The organism is Vibrio sp. S9_S30, from assembly GCF_014694455.1.
Lineage (GTDB): Bacteria > Pseudomonadota > Gammaproteobacteria > Enterobacterales > Vibrionaceae > Vibrio.
Window position 1 is genome coordinate 112,988 of the sequence record NZ_JAAUWT010000013.1, and the last position, 16,843, is coordinate 129,830.

14 protein-coding genes are annotated in these 16,843 nt (G+C 42.9%); 4 read left to right on the forward strand and 10 right to left on the reverse strand.

Annotated features, from left to right (window positions below; genetic code table 11):
- Positions 1-11 precede the first annotated feature (11 nt).
- From HC752_RS16155 to HC752_RS16200, 10 genes are all read right to left on the reverse strand, one after another.
- A complete protein-coding gene (locus tag HC752_RS16155; protein ID WP_190336202.1) occupies positions 12-1,046 on the reverse strand; it encodes a nucleotidyltransferase family protein in 1,035 nt (344 codons plus the stop codon).
- A complete protein-coding gene (locus HC752_RS16160; protein WP_190336203.1) occupies positions 1,043-1,720 on the reverse strand; it encodes an acylneuraminate cytidylyltransferase family protein in 678 nt (225 codons plus the stop codon). Before HC752_RS16160 ends, HC752_RS16155 begins: the two co-directional genes overlap by 4 nt.
- Entirely contained in the window at positions 1,720-2,775 is a 1,056-nt protein-coding gene (locus tag HC752_RS16165; RefSeq protein WP_190336204.1) for an N-acetylneuraminate synthase family protein, read from the reverse strand. The genes HC752_RS16160 and HC752_RS16165 overlap by 1 nt, the downstream gene beginning before the upstream one ends.
- Positions 2,776-2,784: 9 nt before the next feature.
- Complete coding sequence (locus HC752_RS16170; protein ID WP_190336205.1) at positions 2,785-4,233, reverse strand: NeuD/PglB/VioB family sugar acetyltransferase; 1,449 nt, start codon at positions 4,231-4,233, stop codon at positions 2,785-2,787.
- Positions 4,234-4,235: 2 nt separating this feature from the next.
- Positions 4,236-5,384 (reverse strand): LegC family aminotransferase, encoded by a 1,149-nt coding sequence (locus HC752_RS16175; RefSeq protein ID WP_190336206.1) that lies wholly within the window; start codon positions 5,382-5,384, stop codon positions 4,236-4,238.
- Between the two features lie 12 nt (positions 5,385-5,396).
- Positions 5,397-6,587, reverse strand: a complete 1,191-nt coding sequence (locus tag HC752_RS16180; protein ID WP_190336207.1) for a UDP-N-acetylglucosamine 4,6-dehydratase — start codon at positions 6,585-6,587, stop codon at positions 5,397-5,399.
- Between the two features lie 28 nt (positions 6,588-6,615).
- Positions 6,616-7,593: a Wzz/FepE/Etk N-terminal domain-containing protein gene (locus HC752_RS16185; RefSeq protein WP_190336208.1), complete on the reverse strand. Its 978-nt coding sequence runs from the start codon at positions 7,591-7,593 to the stop codon at positions 6,616-6,618.
- 76 nt (positions 7,594-7,669) lie between these two features.
- Positions 7,670-10,291, reverse strand: a complete 2,622-nt coding sequence (locus HC752_RS16190; RefSeq protein ID WP_190336209.1) for an SLBB domain-containing protein — start codon at positions 10,289-10,291, stop codon at positions 7,670-7,672.
- 92 nt (positions 10,292-10,383) lie between these two features.
- On the reverse strand, positions 10,384-11,694 hold the full coding sequence (locus tag HC752_RS16195; protein WP_190336210.1) for a capsule assembly Wzi family protein: 1,311 nt from the start codon (positions 11,692-11,694) through the stop codon (positions 10,384-10,386).
- Positions 11,695-12,019: 325 nt separating this feature from the next.
- Positions 12,020-12,658: a TetR/AcrR family transcriptional regulator gene (locus HC752_RS16200; protein WP_190336211.1), complete on the reverse strand. Its 639-nt coding sequence runs from the start codon at positions 12,656-12,658 to the stop codon at positions 12,020-12,022.
- Between the two features lie 201 nt (positions 12,659-12,859).
- Here HC752_RS16200 and HC752_RS16205 point away from each other — a divergent pair, with 201 nt between their 5' ends.
- The 4 genes from HC752_RS16205 (at position 12,860) to HC752_RS16220 (ending at position 16,774) form a co-directional block, all read left to right on the forward strand.
- Positions 12,860-13,090: a hypothetical protein gene (locus HC752_RS16205; RefSeq protein ID WP_190336212.1), complete on the forward strand. Its 231-nt coding sequence runs from the start codon at positions 12,860-12,862 to the stop codon at positions 13,088-13,090.
- A 67-nt stretch (positions 13,091-13,157) separates the two neighbouring features.
- Positions 13,158-13,829: a YjbF family lipoprotein gene (locus HC752_RS16210; protein WP_190336213.1), complete on the forward strand. Its 672-nt coding sequence runs from the start codon at positions 13,158-13,160 to the stop codon at positions 13,827-13,829.
- A gap of 6 nt (positions 13,830-13,835) precedes the next feature.
- A complete protein-coding gene (locus HC752_RS16215) occupies positions 13,836-14,555 on the forward strand; it encodes a capsule biosynthesis GfcC D2 domain-containing protein (protein ID WP_190336214.1) in 720 nt (239 codons plus the stop codon).
- Positions 14,552-16,774, forward strand: a complete 2,223-nt coding sequence (locus HC752_RS16220) for a YjbH domain-containing protein (protein ID WP_190336215.1) — start codon at positions 14,552-14,554, stop codon at positions 16,772-16,774. The genes HC752_RS16215 and HC752_RS16220 overlap by 4 nt, the downstream gene beginning before the upstream one ends.
- The last annotated feature ends 69 nt before the right edge of the window (positions 16,775-16,843 follow it).

A 16,843-nucleotide genomic window follows, 5' to 3' on the forward strand; every position in this document is an offset into this window, starting at 1 on the left:
TCCAACTGGCTCTAGGAGTCGTAATTTATATCGCGATTTGCTTTCTCAAAATCGTTTACTTGACCGATATCCAGCCAGTAATCATCTAGCTTATATACTGAACAATGTTCTCCACTGCTAAGCATATTCCCAAACAACTCAGGCATGTCATACATCTGTTCTTCGGGAATAAAATCAATAACCTGGGGTTCAAGTACATAAATACCACTGTTTACGTCAAAAGATTGAGTCGGTTTTTCAGTTATTCCCACCAACCTACTAGATTTATCACTCGATATTACACCATAAGGCAGTGTGTGTTGATACTCCCTTACACACATGGTAGCAATAGAGCGGGCTGCGCAATGGTATTGCATAAGTCTTTCAAAATCGAGGGTCGTTAATACATCAGCGTTGATAACAAAAAATGGCAAATCAAACTTCCCACGTAATAGACTAAGAGCACCTGCTGTGCCTAGCTTCTTTTCTTCGACAACGTAACTAATCTCCACATCGAAATCCGATCCATCACCGAAATGATCCATGATCTTTTCTTTAAGATGATTCAAGCAAAAAGTGAACTTCTTGAACCCCTGCTCTCTAAATTGCTCAACAAGATGTTCTAACATAGGCTTGTTGCCTACTTTCAGCATCGGCTTGGGGATCGTCTTGGTTAACTCTCCTAGCCTCGAACCTAACCCTCCAGCCATGATGACAACGCTATTGCTCTTTTGCGGTAACTCAAAACCATCAAGGACGAACACTGATTGCAACCTGCCATGGGAATCAACTAGTGGCATATGGCGGCGATGAATTGCTTTTAGCTTCCTAACAACTGTGTCTTTCGGAGCATCGTAATGCATCTTTATAGGAGAATCGTTGATGACCTTAGCTAAATTTTCTTCTCGGTTAAGAATTGCTCGACGGAGGTCACCGTCAGTTACAATACCTACGAGCTTCTGTGACTGATCCACCATAGCAACAAGACCGATTCCGCCTTTATCGAGTGCTATGATGATATCTTTTAGAGTCGTAAGTTCAGTATATTCTAAAGTATACTTCGTCATCTTTTCCTCATCAGATATTCTGCATACTCAAAGTCTTCGAGTGTATCAATATCTACCGAACGTGATCTTGGCATTATGTAGGGGAAAGTTTTAGAACCATGATACAAACCCTGAGCTACCAATTCGTGTTTAAATACGTATACAGCACCATTCGGGTAGTAGCTTTCTCGGTACTCCTGCCTATTTGCAAGGCGCTCATCACTAAAAACTGACTCTAACATCCCATTTTCATTCATAAACTTATGCCAAAAGATGGGATGATCTTCCCTACAATAACTGATGACTGAATCCGCATCTTTATCTAAGAACACATCAATGGCACCATCTATATCTTCAACTATTCTGAGAGGAGATGTTGGCTGAAGGACTACAAATGAGTCGATTTTTTTTCGTGTTGAATTTTCTAAGCGTTTAAGAGTGTACTTATAGTTATCAATTGCAATAGAATCGTCCGCAGCCAAATGAGCTGGTCTCAAAAAAGACTCTTTAGCGCCCAGCTCAATGGATAAATCATATATCGACTGGTCATCAGTCGATACAATAACGTCTGTGATAAAGCGAGATTTAAGTGCTTCTTGGATACTGTACCCAATCATCGGTTTATCACACAGCATCCTTGTATTTTTCCCCGGCAACCCTTTCGAACCACCTCTTGCAGGGATAATTGCTAGCATTAGACCAAATCATCCATAACCAAAATGTGATCAGATACTAGATCTTTGTTCACGGTCATTCCTACTACAAATTCTGTCATTTCTGGCTTCAATCCTGTCCCCGGGCGCTTGTATTCGATGTCAGTTGCCTTGATCTTTTCACCAGCTTTCAACGCACGAGCTAACACAATACTTCGGCGAAACTCTGCTTTTTTCTCATTTGATTCAGGAGCAGAAATACGGTGGCTACCCAATGCGTCGTTTATCCGCTTCACCCCTTTCACGATGGTTTCCAGCTCAGCTTTATTTGCTGAAACCTTATGATCCCAGCCCTCCATATCCTTATCAAGAGTGAAGTGCTTCTCGATCAAACATGCCCCTATAGCCGCTGAAGCCAATGGAATCTCTATACCAATAGTATGATCAGAAAAACCAACGCAGTAGTCAGGATAAGCATTCATGAGAGTCTTCATATTGTTCAGGTTTACATCCGTATCAACAGGAGGGTATGTAGAGACACAATGCAAAATCACAATATTCGTGTTGCCAGCTGATTCAATGCATTTAATCGCTTTATCTATCTCGTACATCTCGCTTAAACCGGTAGAAATAACCATTGGCTTTCCTTTCTTTGCTAGGTATTCAAGGAATGGATAGTTATTCAAGTCCATAGATGCGACTTTAATAAAAGGTGTTTCCATTTTCTCAACTAGAAAATCAGCTTCATGCTTACTAAATGGTGTCGATGAACAATCAATACCCACTTCATCGGCAAAAGCTTTCATGTCTAGTAGCTCTTGTTCAGAAATTGAATACTCTTCAACTATCTCTTCCAATGTAAAATCGGTGCGGTCACGATAGTCATCAGCGATAAAATAATTATCCTCATACTTTTTTCTAGCGAAAATCGTATCTTTCGACCAACTCTGAAATTTCACACAGTCTGCCCCCGCTTCTTTAGCCTCAAGGATCAGTTTTTTTGCTAGCTCCATATCGCCATTATGATTTGAGCCTAACTCTGCGATAATGTATGGCTTGCAAAAATTAAATACTTCTTTCTTTTCTGTTAGTTTCATGCTAATTGCCTATTTAACAATAACTTCCCACCAAAGCAGAGAGCCATTGGTAGTCTGATTCATTTCTATAACAGCCTCGCACTCTTCTTTGTTATTGAGCAGCGCAGCAAGTTGACGGTTTTTCTTCAATTCAGCCGAGTAAATATCAGTGACATCCAACATTTGCTTATAATGATTCTCTCTTACTTTCAATGAGTGTAATAAACTCTCTTTTGTTACACGACCAATACCGACTGTATTTGATGAATGTTGACGATAATAAGTCATCGCTTTATTTGTAAATACAGCACGTTTAGATTGGCACAACAAAACCGAAAAAAGGTACCAATCAACTGCGACTAGTGAACTAGGAAAGTTAATACTACCCTTATCTATATCAGTCAGACGCAACGCAGTATTTGATAGCCCAAATACATTCTTATCACGAATAAAATCTAGGTTTATCTCATCCCCGTCAGTAATTCGAGATGACAAAATACATACTGCGAGTTCTTTTTCGCCACTAAACGAAGTTAAATCGTTAACCACTATATCGTATTCAGCTAATAAACTAAGTGAATGAGCCACACGGTTATCAGAGAAGTAATCATCTATGTCGGCGAAAACTACTGCTTCATACCCGTTGCGTAAGGCAAACTGAAGCATATATTCACGATTTTTTGCAACACTATTAGCAGGCTCCAATTCGATGATATTTAGCGAAGGGTATTGAGATCGGAGTCTGCTGATGTCTCCATATCCATCATTTATTAGAATTACGTCAAAACCTTGCACTGTTTGTCGACAAAGCGATTGAAAGTAATCTCGAACATACCCCTGATTGATAGGAAATATGGTAGTTAACACTGCAGTCTTCATTGTAACTATCGGTATTCGAGGAGAAGCATAACAACTCCCTGCCTTTACAAAGTCTTCTGTTTTAGTACTCACCCCATGCACCACCACAGAGTTACTACCAACAAACGTACCCGACGATATTTTTGCACCACCATTAACTATCGCCCCTGTTGATATATGGCAATGTGCTCGTACATATGCATCATGCTCAATCAAAGACTTAGTATTGATGATACAGTTGTTTGAAATATGTGCGCCAGCATTAACAAGAGCGTCATGCATAACAATCACACCCTTATCTATCTTTGCTGTACGAGCTATGTAGGCTCGAGGTGATATAACTGTTGCAATGGAGGCATTTAGATCTTCAAGCTTGCCATATAAACGCTGGCGCAAATTACTAGATTCGATTTGTCCAACGGTCACCAAAAAATAGCACCCTTGCGCTACATATTGAGCCATTGCATCATCCGTATCTATAATAGGATAACCCGATAACGTTTCTCCAACCTTATCAGCTGTATCTAAAATCCCAAGAATTTCATACTTTTTTTGTAATTCAATAACGTCGATACAGGCTTTACAATGTCCCCCACCACCGACAAGGATAAGCTTTTCCATGTTTACCTGTTGAATATTGGAGTACTTGGAAGGTTGATTAAATGTACCTCAATAAATTCAGAGTTAGTAAGATCACCGCGTATTGCATTCTCAAACATTGGCAATCTATGCATGAGTTGCCAAATTGGTCGAGTCATCACACCAGAATCATTGGTACCAGAAAGAATCTCTTCCCTGCTTCCCTTATCTGGACAAATGAGCGCATTTAGCCAGTAGTTGGACTGCGCATATTCTGGCTCAGTGACAAACTTAAAGTCTGTTCCTTTGAAGAACTCATTGTAACATTCTGCAAGCTGTCTCTTTTGTTTCAAATACTGCTCTATAACTTCCATCTGAGCACACCCCAGAGCTGCATTAAGGTTAGGCATACGGTAGTTGAAGCCAGGTTCATCATGGAAAAATTCATATGGATGAGGGACTTTCGCTGTCGTAGTGACATGCTTAGTTCGCGCTCCTAATTCTTGAGTCTTACATAACACCATGCCACCACCACCAGTGGTGATGATCTTATTGCCATTGAAGCTGACAGCACCACAATCACCGATTGTGCCAGTGTGCTTGCCCTTATAGAATGATCCTAGACTTTCTGCGGCATCTTCAACCAACGTGATGTTCCATTTCAAACAAACAGTAACGAGTTCATCAAGCTCTACAGGGTGACCAAATGTATGCATTGGTACAACTGCTTTGATTCTTCTGCCTGTTTGTTTATGGATACACCCAGTGTCTGTGACTTCAGCATTCTCTTCTAAGAATGCATCCACAGCCTTAGGGCAAAGCCCTAAACTCACTGTAGACACATCCACAAAAATCGGCTCAGCGCCCATATGATAAAGGGCATTGCAGGTAGCAACGAAAGTCAAAGCTTGCGTGATGACTAAATCGCCTCTTTGTACATCAGCCATGAACAATGCGGCATGTAACGCTGCTGTGCCATTAACCGTCGCTACCGCTTTAGCCGTACCAGTATATGCTTCGATTTTTCGCTCAAAGTCATCAACGAACTTACCCACGCTAGAAACAAACGTACTTTCAATCGTTTCCATTACATACGCTTTTTCGTTTCCATCAAACCTTGGGGCATGCAAGGGAATAAAGTCGTCAGTTTTGTATGTATCTCTCACAAATTCAACAATAGATGTCGCTTTCATTGAGTGCTCCACTTACATCTTACTATCGAGGTATTTACCCGTTTCTTTGTGCCCAAAATCAGGGATCATGGTAAAGAACAATTTTACAATTTGTTCTTTAGTCCAGGCTCGCTCGCCTTTCATCTCAGAAATGCTGTTTTCAAAAAAATTAAGAAGCTCTTGCTCATAGATAGGAGCATTTTTGATGATGCCTAGATTTTCAAATCGAGCCATATCCAACTCTTCTTTGTCTGTAAAAAACTCTTCAAAGTCTTTTTCACCTGTGGTATCACTTGCAGTAAACAAACATGGCCATTTGCCCTGCTCTGGAAGTGTATATGCAAGTTGGCGGGCTTCTTCTTCTGTTTCACATAAGTGTGACTCAAAACCAAGTTGCTCTAGGTATTTCACCGCAATATCTGCAAACGAAATAAGGTGTAGAGCTTCACTCAGTTTCGGGAAGAAAATGTCACGGTTTTCACCAAAGATACAAGACATTAAACATAGTTCACCCGACTCTTGAGGAGTAACAAAATAACGCTTGATGTCGTTTGGTGCCACGATAGGCTGACGCTTTTGGATACGCTGATTAAATCCGTGTAGCAATGAGCCATCAGAGAATGCCACATTTGCAAAGCGAGCAGTTGAGATTGCCATTTGCTCACTTTTACGCATCAGGAACATTTCCATAATACGTTTGGACGCACCCATCATATTGACTGGGTTTGCGGCTTTATCTGTCGAAACACAAAAGTACTTTTTCGCACCAGCATCAATAGACTGCTGAATGGTTTTATCTGTATTAAATACGTTTACATCGATCATACGCATCAATGTATAAGGGTCTTTTTCACTTCTCACATGCTTAAGAGCAGATAAGTTCAGCACATAATCAAACTTACCATCCGCTTTAATAAATGCATCATACTCCAATGAACCAATATCTAAAGCAAATGTCTGGAAGTCGCCATCGATGTAGCCAAATGAACTCCGGATATCTCGAACGAGTTCAACCATGTTATTTTCACTAATATCAACAATATGCAGTTTTTTTGGATTACGTTTAAAAATTTCTTTGGTTACAGCTTGACCAATAGAGCCAGCACCACCTAGAACAAGAAAACTTGACTCAGAAACAATGTGCGACAACTCTGCTTCACGGTTCTCAATATCTTGAGTGAATAAGGCTTCGGTACGACCGATCAGCGTTAAAATACTACTCATGTCAAAATTCCTAGCTTAATATGGATTATTACTTTTTAGGTAGATTTTTTATATATACAAACCTTGACAGTATAATGGCGACACCTAGTATTCCCCCCAGCAATGTTGCTATCACACATATCAACGCTCGTTTGGGTCCCGCTTTTTCTTCTGGCACCACAGCAGGGTCTATGGTTTTAAAAGCAAACTCGGTTTCCACTTCTGCTAGCATCAAGTTTTTGGTTTGCTCTTCAATTAATTGAAAAAAAACAGTCCGCATATCGGATATATTTGTTTTATTTAATTGCTGTTCCAAATAACCAATATTACGTTTTGTTTCATTCAGAGATTTTTCTTTCATCCAAGCGTTTAAGTCCAACACTAACCAGTCAATCCACTGCTGTGCGATGATTGGAGAGTGATGTGTAATAGAGAGACTAACCAAACCTGTGTCCTTTGCAATCGAGTTAGATAAAAGTGCATTGAAAGCTTTGTACGCTTCCCAATTTGTCGGGACTGCAGATTGACCGGTAGATACCTGTCGGATCCACTGTTTGGTTGTGGCGTCATACAATTCCGTATTCAGTTCAAGTTCACCACTACCTTTATGCCATTGAACCGAAGCCATTAGTGGCACCAATAGGTCATGCTTTTGGATAAACGCATTAATAAACTGGCGAGATTGCAACACGGCTAATGCCATGGTTTTATTATCGCTTCCACCGCCCCCAAGGTTGATACCCGCTAAAGAAGCTAACCCACCAAATTGGGCCGCCATGGCCGCCATGCCACCTTTCCCACTGTCACTGGTCGAAGCTAGTACAACGGTTGCTTTATAGGTATTCGGAATAGAAAGCGCATAGAGCACCCCTCCTACAGCAAATACTGTGGTCAACAGCAGAATGACCCACTTCCCTTTCCACAGAGCTGCAAAGAGCTCTCTTAAATCAATTTCGTCACTTTCTGCTACTGGAGGTTGCGGGTAGTAAGGTGGATAAGGTTGATTTGGCGGTACTTGTTGATTCATAGTGTTACCTAAAAATAGAGCGTGAAATGAATCACGCTCCAAATGGATATTTTAAAAATGGTTTGTAATCGATTGATTAGTCTGATATCGCTTTCCAAGCGACACCAATTTGGTAAAGGATCTGCGTTGCTGAAGTTAAAGTACTTAATCCATCGAGGTAATCCGTATCAATCGGCACAATAATGGTGTCACCCGGCGCAAGAGGCTTGTCTTTTCGGCTAAACCAGAAAGAATTGTTTGGTAGCATTACAGAACCATCCGCTCTAACAATGTAAATGCGATCGGTATCCGCCTGCTTTTTAGTGCCACCCGCTGATTCTAAATACTCTTCTACCGTCATATCGGGGCGGAAGGTATGATTGGAGGAATATTGAACCTCACCCATCACACTAATAGTCGGGTTTTTGGCTGGAATATACAACTTATCGCCTTTCTCTAGCATCAGGTCTGATATAGGATCTTCGTCCATCGCTTCGGGTAAGTTAATTACTAAACGACCAACGGCTTCCGTTTTAGCGAGCTCTTCTGCAATTTCCATTGCTTGTGCTGGTGACGTAGTGTACGTTGCTGCGGAGTTTTGACGCCTCAGTGCCAAATTGCCAATTTCTTGTTTTAGCTGCATATTCAGTAACCGCAAACGCTCCTGCTCTTGGCGTTTAAGCCTTACTCGGCTAAATACCGCACCTTTTGCATAAGCATACTCGGTTAACCCACCAGCTCGGTTGATCACATCACTCAGTGTTTCACCGCGCTGGAAACTGTACTTACCAGGGAAAACGACCTCTCCCTGCAGCTCAATTACCATGTCTTGCTGCCAATTGGGCTGGGTTTTAATAACAATATGATCCTGCGCTTGCAGTTCTAGGCTGGAATCACCGCTCAGTACATCCCGCAAAGCAAACGGTATATGGCGAGATTCAAAGCTTTCACCCACTCGCTGGCTACGCGTGATCTCAGCTTGAGTGAGATACGCCCGCTCGCTTAAACCACCCGCCGCTTTTATTATCTTCTCTAGCGTTTCGCCAGCAGGCAATGGATAGGTGCCAGGAAACTTTACCTCCCCAGAGACTTCAACCAGCCTTGCTGGCTTTTTGAAACTTGACTGCGCTTTTAAGCGTTCAATAATGGGGTTAAGTAATTGCTCTCGACTGGATTGTTTGATGTTATCGGCTTTGGCTACTGTATCGACATCCTGAACCGCAATTTCATTCACTTGCTCGTTTAACACGACTGCGCCTGTTTCTTCATCAATCCGTTCTTGATGTTTTTCAGCAAGCTCCTCTTTCGCTTTTACTTTTTGATTTTTCTGGTCACCATACCAGTAGTCAAGCTCGAGCCCATTATCAAAAACAAAGATTTGATCGCGCTCTTGCAGCTTTATATTTTCGCTAGAACGCTTGTTTTTCAGTACTTGCTCTAAGTTAAATTGAATCACTTCAATATCACGGTTGGCATTCACTTCACGCACAATCAACGCATAGTTGAGATCAGCATTCAGTTTAAGGTCATCTTCAGCAGAGCCGATCACATCAGATACTCGCATGCCTTCTTTGTAGCTTAATGCGCCTTGGCGGATCACTTCCCCACGTACCGCTACTGCACCCTTTAAGTTACTTGATGAAGGAGCAATCTCTATTTTATCGCCAGATTCTACAATAAAGTTACGACCCGAAACCGTAGTTAAATCCACGGTGAATTGCTCTTGCCCTTGTGAGGTTTGGCGACGAACATTGATCTTAGAGAGATAGCCTTGAGGAAGAACGCCACCCGCAAGTTTTACAACATCAGATAACGTCGTTACTCCACCTAGTTCATAAATCGCGGGGCGAAGCACTTCACCGTCAACTTCAATACTCGATGATTTTGTCGGAATAAACAGCGTATCGCCTGCAAGAAGACGCACATCAGAAGACGTGTTTCCATTGACCAGAAGATCATAAAGATCAAGTGTCGCAACTGTCTCACCTCGGCGTTTGAGCTGTATTTGACGAAGACTACCCGACTCTTTTACCCCACCACTCGCAACAAGTGCTTGTGTGATCGTGGTTAATCCATTCACATTGTAGGCACCTGGCTGGATGGTCTCACCCACGATATAGACTTGCATCGTGCGCATATTGCTCATAGTGACAGCCACATCGACACCCAGTACTTTTTGCTCCACAAGCTGCGTTACTTGCTCACGGACTTGAGAGAAAGTCTGTCCTGCGACTGCCACCGGTCCAAATTCAGGGAAGTAAACCTTACCTTCTCGGTCAACTTTCAATCGAAATTCTTGATTGGTTTTACCGTAAAGTAACACTTTTATCTCATCACCCGCTTCCAGTACGTAATCTAATGGCACGGGAAGGTTTTCAACTGGTGTATATCCTTGGGGTTCACCTAGAAGTACATCATATCCAAATGGCTTTATTACTTCTTCTTGGTCCACTTCTTCTGTATTTTCTTCGGCGCTTAATGTAAGCAGAATGCGCTCAGGCTGCTGTACGCCATTTGGGGAACCTTCTAAAGCAGTTGAATTGGAACTAGGTAACGCATTTAAGTCAATACCATATTGACGAGCCAACTGCTCTTGTTGAGCTTTGGGCAAACTTTTGAACTGCGCCATTTGCGCAGGCGTTGGTGTATTTGCGATTGCGCTTGCACTCAAAGCTGAAACGCAAAAAGCAAGAAATGAGGTCTTAAATAGGTTGTGCATGGTTTACTTCACTTTTGTGTGTCAGCCACTCATTGAGGTCACTGACCGCTCGTAGAAAGGGCGTTGTAAATGTAAAAATAGAAAATGAATATTTAGAATCGAAACTCATACCCCGTCCATATAGACGTTGAGTTGTTCACTTTATCCCCAACTTGTTGGCTGTATCCCATACCTACGTGTACCATTCCCGCGACGGCAGGAAATTGATAGGTGATGTTGGTATTTCTGTGTCTATTTTGGTCTTGGTAAGAATCTTGCAATACAACACTAAACTTGTGATCGTTATTCAATTGCACGTATAACGATGCGGAGGTGCTTTTATCTAGAGAATAAGTGTTTCGAGATAGACCTTTGTGAGATGAAGGGTATACGCTATTGGTCCAACTTTGGGTATGTTCGTCCACTTTGGCTGCAGTGGACTCTTGCCTTTCAAGTACGAAGCGCCAAGTGTGCTTGAAAGCGTCAACTTGCCCTGTCCATCCGTAAAGATAAGCGCCTGCCTCAGTGGTATTGTGAGTGGAGGCAATTTCAGTATAAATAGAATGGTATAACCCCATAAACGATGGTAAAGAGACCTTTGCATCTACAGCAAACTGCTTATCTCCATCGTTCAATGCTGTACCATCAAACCAAGTTTGATAGGTAATGCCCATATCCAACCAGTTAATAGGCTTAGACGTTAACCGTGAAGCACTGTAACGTTCGAAACTCGCCTCATCAGCAAAACCAACAATGAATTCAAAACCCCATCCACCCAAAAGGGTATTTTTCCCAATGTAGCTCACACCCAAGTCGGCGGTTGAAGCGCTATAGCTTCCTAGTACAAGATTGTGTTGCCAACCTTGCCCCCACCATCGGTCTAATTTCCCCACCGAGAAGAGCCAAGCACCCGCATTTAAAGATAAGTAACTATCATCCCAAACAAATTGGGCATCACCATTTTGCTTTGCATATCCCGTTGATAAACGAAAAGCATAGCTATTTTCCAATGCTTCATAGGAAGCGTATGCGCCCCATTCATCTTGATTAAACTGCCCAAAGCCAACGGAAGAAGGCTCATTTCCGATCACCACTTTCGCGAAACGGTTGCCTCTCGAATATTTTGCAGAACTCAACGCATAACGAACATGTGCATTGGCTCTACCAAGGCTTTCATTATCAGAATGCGATTTATCCAAATCATCACCAATCGATGCCCATCGTAAAGGGTAATGATTAACGGAAGAGCGCAACAATCCAGCATCAGAAAGCAGCGTGACATCAGAGCGTAAATAGGGGTCTTTGGCTTCCAGCCATGGAGAGGCTTTGGAAGAAAGTGAAATCATGCTCAGTGGTAAAAATGCCACTAAAAAACGGAGCGGTTTGATGGGCATAAACAAAGGGTTGAACAGAGTTTTATTCACGAGAATACCTATCCTAACGCAACAAAGCTTGGTATTTGGGCACGCTACCGCCCATTAGCACACGCATAGCCACATTACGTTTTCATCTATCAAATGAGTGTTTAGTTCAGGCTATTACAGTTATTTTTCAATCCAGCCCAATTGTTGCGACACCATTATCCACAACAAACATCAAATCTCAACGAAGTAGATCTTCAAACGGATAAAAAGACGTCATATTTTTAGGAAAGGACAATGAAGCCTAGACATACTCTATGATTCCAAATGAAATCTAACTCATAACAAAATGTAACTGAGTGTAGGGAAAGAAACATCTTGTCCTCACCTAAAAGCTCCCGCTTCGTGGCAATCCTTTAGCGAATTGATTTAACATCTCTTTGCCTTTCGGCGTAGCGTGAGGAGTCATAACACTGACCATCTGTCTAACACCATTGGCGACGTCTTGCTCTGTGACTTTCTCCTTTGGAGTAACCGCACTTTGATAGCTAAACCAGTTTGTTGCAATGAAATGAATGGTGGTGATCAGATCATCCTGCTCTTGCTCATCCATGTTAATCAAATTTAATGATTGGAAGGTATCACATATCAAAAACAAATTTGCACGCAACTGCTTTTGTACGAGCAAATAATCTCGATGCAATTTATGGTCGCGAGAAAGAATCTCAGGAAGATTGGAGTAGAAAAAACGGAACCGCCACATTAAAGTAAAAATGCTGTTCATATAATGTTCAAACAGACCCACAGCGTCTGTCGAATCAATGCATGGTGAAAGATGACGAAGCAGCTCTTCCTCGTAGAGGTTGAAAATGCTTCGAACGATTTCCTCTTTGTTTCGAAAATGATAGTAAAGATTACCAGGGCTAATAGAAAGGTGCTCCGCAATGTGATTGGTGGTCACATTTCGTTCACCGTATTCATTAAACAACTCTAGCGCCCCGAACATTATTTTAGCTTTTGTTTTCACATTTTGCTCCACGATGATTCCGTTACCCAACAACACATGACACATGAGGCCATGCTTAAAACAATGTATTTCAAATTTTTTTGTCAAATATGGTCTGATCGGCATGCAGATTATTTACTTTACACAAATGAGTACACTAGAATAGCCCTGAGGAGAATTTCATCACCTCAATACATCGATGTAAATAAGTAAGGATAAATAATGAAACATATCGCTCTAGCAATGCTGGTTGCACTAGGTGCTGCAGGTAACGCTTTCGCCGCTGGTGAAAACAGCTCAACAGCAGCTTCAGGCGGCACAGCAGGTGGCGCTGGTGCTACTGGCGCAGCAGCAGGTACGACCACTGCAATCGTTGGTGGCGTTGCAGCGGCAGCAATCGTTGCAGTCGCTATAGCAGATTCAGGTACGACGTCTACGTCCGTATCTCAGTAATCTGATATTGCTATGCAATCGCCCTGACTGGTTCAGGGCGATTTTTTATTTGTAGGATGATACGACCGTGCTTTCAAATCTATCAGTTCGCTTACTGCTTTCCCTTCTCGTGATGTTTTTCTTAGCTGGCTGCACCCAAAAAATGAACGATGTGGGCAGCAGCTTATCAGAAGCTTTTTCCGCCTCCGATGATGTCACACTGAGCAGTGAGGAAATTTCCAATATCCCGTACGCCAGTACGTATGTACGCATCAATGATGGGCGCCAAGTATTCATGGTGTTAGCATTTGCCGACATCAATCCCACAACAGGCAATACTCAACTGAAATGGGTGTCTGCCGATGGTTCAATGATAGCGACTGAGCAAGGGCGAATTGTGAAAACACTGGGGTTTGATGGCAGCAACCTCATCAATATGTCAGGTCAAGGTATATCAACAGGTATCGTCAAAGATAACCGATGGAATGCAGTGTATGATTGGAGCCCAGATCACCGATACCAATTTAGTGCATCTGTCGAATCAACGTTTATAAAAAAAGAAACGATCAGCACAAGCCAGTGGACGCTAGAAACCAACAAAATTACTGAGCACGTTACTTTTAATGGATTAAACAAAGCCTTTACCAACAGCTACTGGATTACCGATGATGGTCAAACAATGAAATCCATTCAGTATGTGGGACCGAATATGAATAAGTTTGAAATGACCATCCTGAAAACATTTGCACCTGTAAGGTAACTTTTTATGAGAACTTTATTTGTCATCCTATTAAAAGCTCTGCTTGCCACTGCCGTATTCTTTAGTGCCTTGGTGTCATCACATCAACTGACGGTTCATCTTCCCAATCAAAAATTAAACCTAAACTACACGATGCCAAGTCCGTTATCTCAGGTGATCGCCGACACACAAGCCCAAAATAAAGAAACGCTGTTCTTTGAAGGTGCGGTCTTAGCGAGCGCCACACAGCAAGCCAAAGTCGACAGCCAAAAACACGCCCTATTTAAGCGCCTGACACGTGAAAACTCAGAACAAACCCTATACCTGCTGAATCAACTTAAGGCATTGCATTTCGTGGGTCGTGAGTGGGTTAACCTAGATTACGATCTCATTCGACTGAAACCCGAATTGAACCCCTTATTGTCCGGCAGCTACGATTTTTATGTCTCCCCAAGACGCAATCAAGTTCGTATTCTCGGGCAGTTAAAACAACCAGCAAGCTTCCCATTACTGGATACCCAAGACATCACGGCTTATTTAGATGACATTGAACTCTCTGCATTTGGCGATTTAGACCAAGTATTTATTATTCATACAAACGGTGACGTCATCCAAGCACAACTAGGCTACTGGCAGCCAGAGCGCTATTACTTAAGCCCAGGGGCGATGATATTCATTGGTTCCAGAAACGCTGAGCAAACAAACAAAGACATAGCCCAACTTCTTAGATACGCGGTGGATAAATGATGTTTCGCCAATCAATACTGACTCTTTCGTTATTCGCTGCACTTAATGTAAGCGCAGAATCATCCGATGCCATTTTTCAGCCTGTCTCGTACACCCCCTCTCAAATGGATTTTGGTGGTGTCGGGCTGATCAAAATGCCAACAGGGAGAATGGCGCCCGAAGGTGAATTCAACTTAAGTGCGAACCTCAACCACGAATATCGCATGTACAACGCATCACTCACGCTATTTCCGTGGTTCGAAACGACCATTCGCTATGCTATCGTGCCAAACAAACGCATGGGCGCCCAAGAGTTCAGTGGGGACAGCCCATACTTAGACAAAGGCATCGATTTTAAATTTCGTTTACTGGAAGAGAGCCGTTGGTTACCGGAAGTGGCGGCAGGTGTCCGAGATTTTGGTGGAACGGGTCTGTTTGATGGCGAATTTATCGCAGCATCCAAAAAAGTCTACACCAATGATTACGGCGTATTCGATTTCACATTAGGCATGGGTTGGGGCTACATGGGAATGCACGGTAACGTGACCAATCCGTTTTGCAAAGCCAACGATAAATTCTGTAAGCGACCAAAAGACTTTGGCGGTACTGGCGGCAAAGTGGATTATCATCGTTGGTTCAAAGGTCCGGCAGCCATCTATGGGGGCATCGAATACCAAACACCTTTTCAGTCCCTTCGCTTTAAAGTGGAATACGATACCAATGATTACTCCGAAGATTTCCCAACCAGGTTTCGACCTGGAGATTTTTACGAAGTCGATATGACTCAGCACACCCCCATAAATGTTGGTTTGATCTATCGCGCTCATCGGAACATAGATCTTCGCTTGAGCTACGAACGCGGCGATACCGTCTCTGCGGGATTCAGCCTTCGAACTAACTACAATGAATTGGCATCCCAATGGCGTGATGAACCCATTCCACGCCCCAATAACGAACAGCCAGAAAGTGTGGAGGACGTGGACTGGTCATCACTCGAAAACCAACTGGCGTTGATCGCCGGTTATGAGGATGTGAAGGTTCATGTGGATGACACGACCGTGATCGTCTCCGGCGAGCAGGTCAAATACCGAGATTCAGACATTGCTCACGAGCGTGCCGCCGCGGTGTTACGGAATCAACTGCCAAAATCCATTAGCACCTATAAAATCATCAATACGCAGCAACACATCGCGACAGAATCCGTCGACATTGATGCAAAAAAATACGAGCGCGTTGCGAACGTCCGTTACATCAATCCGCATATTTCGGATGCATCCAACGTCAGTATGGATACCAACGTCCGCGGCAAGCAAATGTATGATGGTTCAGAGCGCTTATATTACGGTGTTTCGCCAACACTTCGCCAATCCATTGCTGAGCCCGAAGAATTTTACATTTTCAATCTCGGTGTTCGTGGTGAAGCCAGTTATTGGTTAACCAGCCAACTTCAAGCTTCGAGCTCGATCCAAGTCAATGTATACGACAATTACCCTGAGCTGAACTTCATTGTACCGCCCGATGGTACAACGGTACCCCCAAAAGTTCGCTCGTTGGGTCGGCTGTATTTTCACGACAATCCGGTCAGAATGGATACGCTTCAACTGACTTGGTTTGATAGTTTTGGCGACAGCATTTATCAGCAAACTTACGCGGGTTACTTAGAAAGTATGTTTGCTGGCGTCGGAACCGAATGGCTTTATCGCCCAAGAGGCAAGAACTGGGCGATTGGAGCCGACATCAACCTTGTTGCACAGCGCGATCCGGACAGCTGGCTTGGTGTATACCAACAAGAAGCCCAATACAGTAAAGCAGATAACCGTTCATTTAAAGTACTCGACAGGGGCTTTACAGGCTTTGTTTCGGGTTACTACATGCCAACGTGGTCATGGCTGGATGACACTCTATTCAAAATCGATGTGGGTCAATATCTCGCTCAAGATATGGGTGTTCGAGGGGATTTCTCCAAACAATTCAAAAGCGGCGTAATAGTGGGGGCGTACGCTAGCTTGAGCAATTTGTCCGCAGAAGAATTTGGTGAGGGGAGCTTTACTAAAGGATTCTACATCTCGATTCCTTTCGATGTCATGACGGTGAAACCAAGCCGGAATAGAGCGAAATTCGATTGGCAACCCCTGACTCGAGATGGTGGTCAAAAACTCAATAAAGAACATGACTTGTTTAGCCTAACGGATTCCGCCTCACCTTGGTTTACGAGAAAAAATACGGTTCCCCAGCCATAACACAATGCGAACCTAACCCTTGCACACAAATCAATGTGCACAAAAAACAATACCGTACAGAGGCGCCAT

Coding starts and splice junctions, on each gene's coding strand:
- HC752_RS16155 (WP_190336202.1), bottom strand. CDS start 1,046: ATGACGAAGTATACTTTAGAATATACTGAACTTACGACTCTAAAAGAT.
- HC752_RS16160 (WP_190336203.1), bottom strand. CDS start 1,720: ATGCTAGCAATTATCCCTGCAAGAGGTGGTTCGAAAGGGTTGCCGGGG.
- HC752_RS16165 (WP_190336204.1), bottom strand. CDS start 2,775: ATGAAACTAACAGAAAAGAAAGAAGTATTTAATTTTTGCAAGCCATAC.
- HC752_RS16170 (WP_190336205.1), bottom strand. CDS start 4,233: ATGGAAAAGCTTATCCTTGTCGGTGGTGGGGGACATTGTAAAGCCTGT.
- HC752_RS16175 (WP_190336206.1), bottom strand. CDS start 5,384: ATGAAAGCGACATCTATTGTTGAATTTGTGAGAGATACATACAAAACT.
- HC752_RS16180 (WP_190336207.1), bottom strand. CDS start 6,587: ATGAGTAGTATTTTAACGCTGATCGGTCGTACCGAAGCCTTATTCACT.
- HC752_RS16185 (WP_190336208.1), bottom strand. CDS start 7,593: ATGAATCAACAAGTACCGCCAAATCAACCTTATCCACCTTACTACCCG.
- HC752_RS16190 (WP_190336209.1), bottom strand. CDS start 10,291: ATGCACAACCTATTTAAGACCTCATTTCTTGCTTTTTGCGTTTCAGCT.
- HC752_RS16205 (WP_190336212.1), top strand. CDS start 12,860: ATGAAACATATCGCTCTAGCAATGCTGGTTGCACTAGGTGCTGCAGGT.
- HC752_RS16215 (WP_190336214.1), top strand. CDS start 13,836: ATGAGAACTTTATTTGTCATCCTATTAAAAGCTCTGCTTGCCACTGCC.
- HC752_RS16220 (WP_190336215.1), top strand. CDS start 14,552: ATGATGTTTCGCCAATCAATACTGACTCTTTCGTTATTCGCTGCACTT.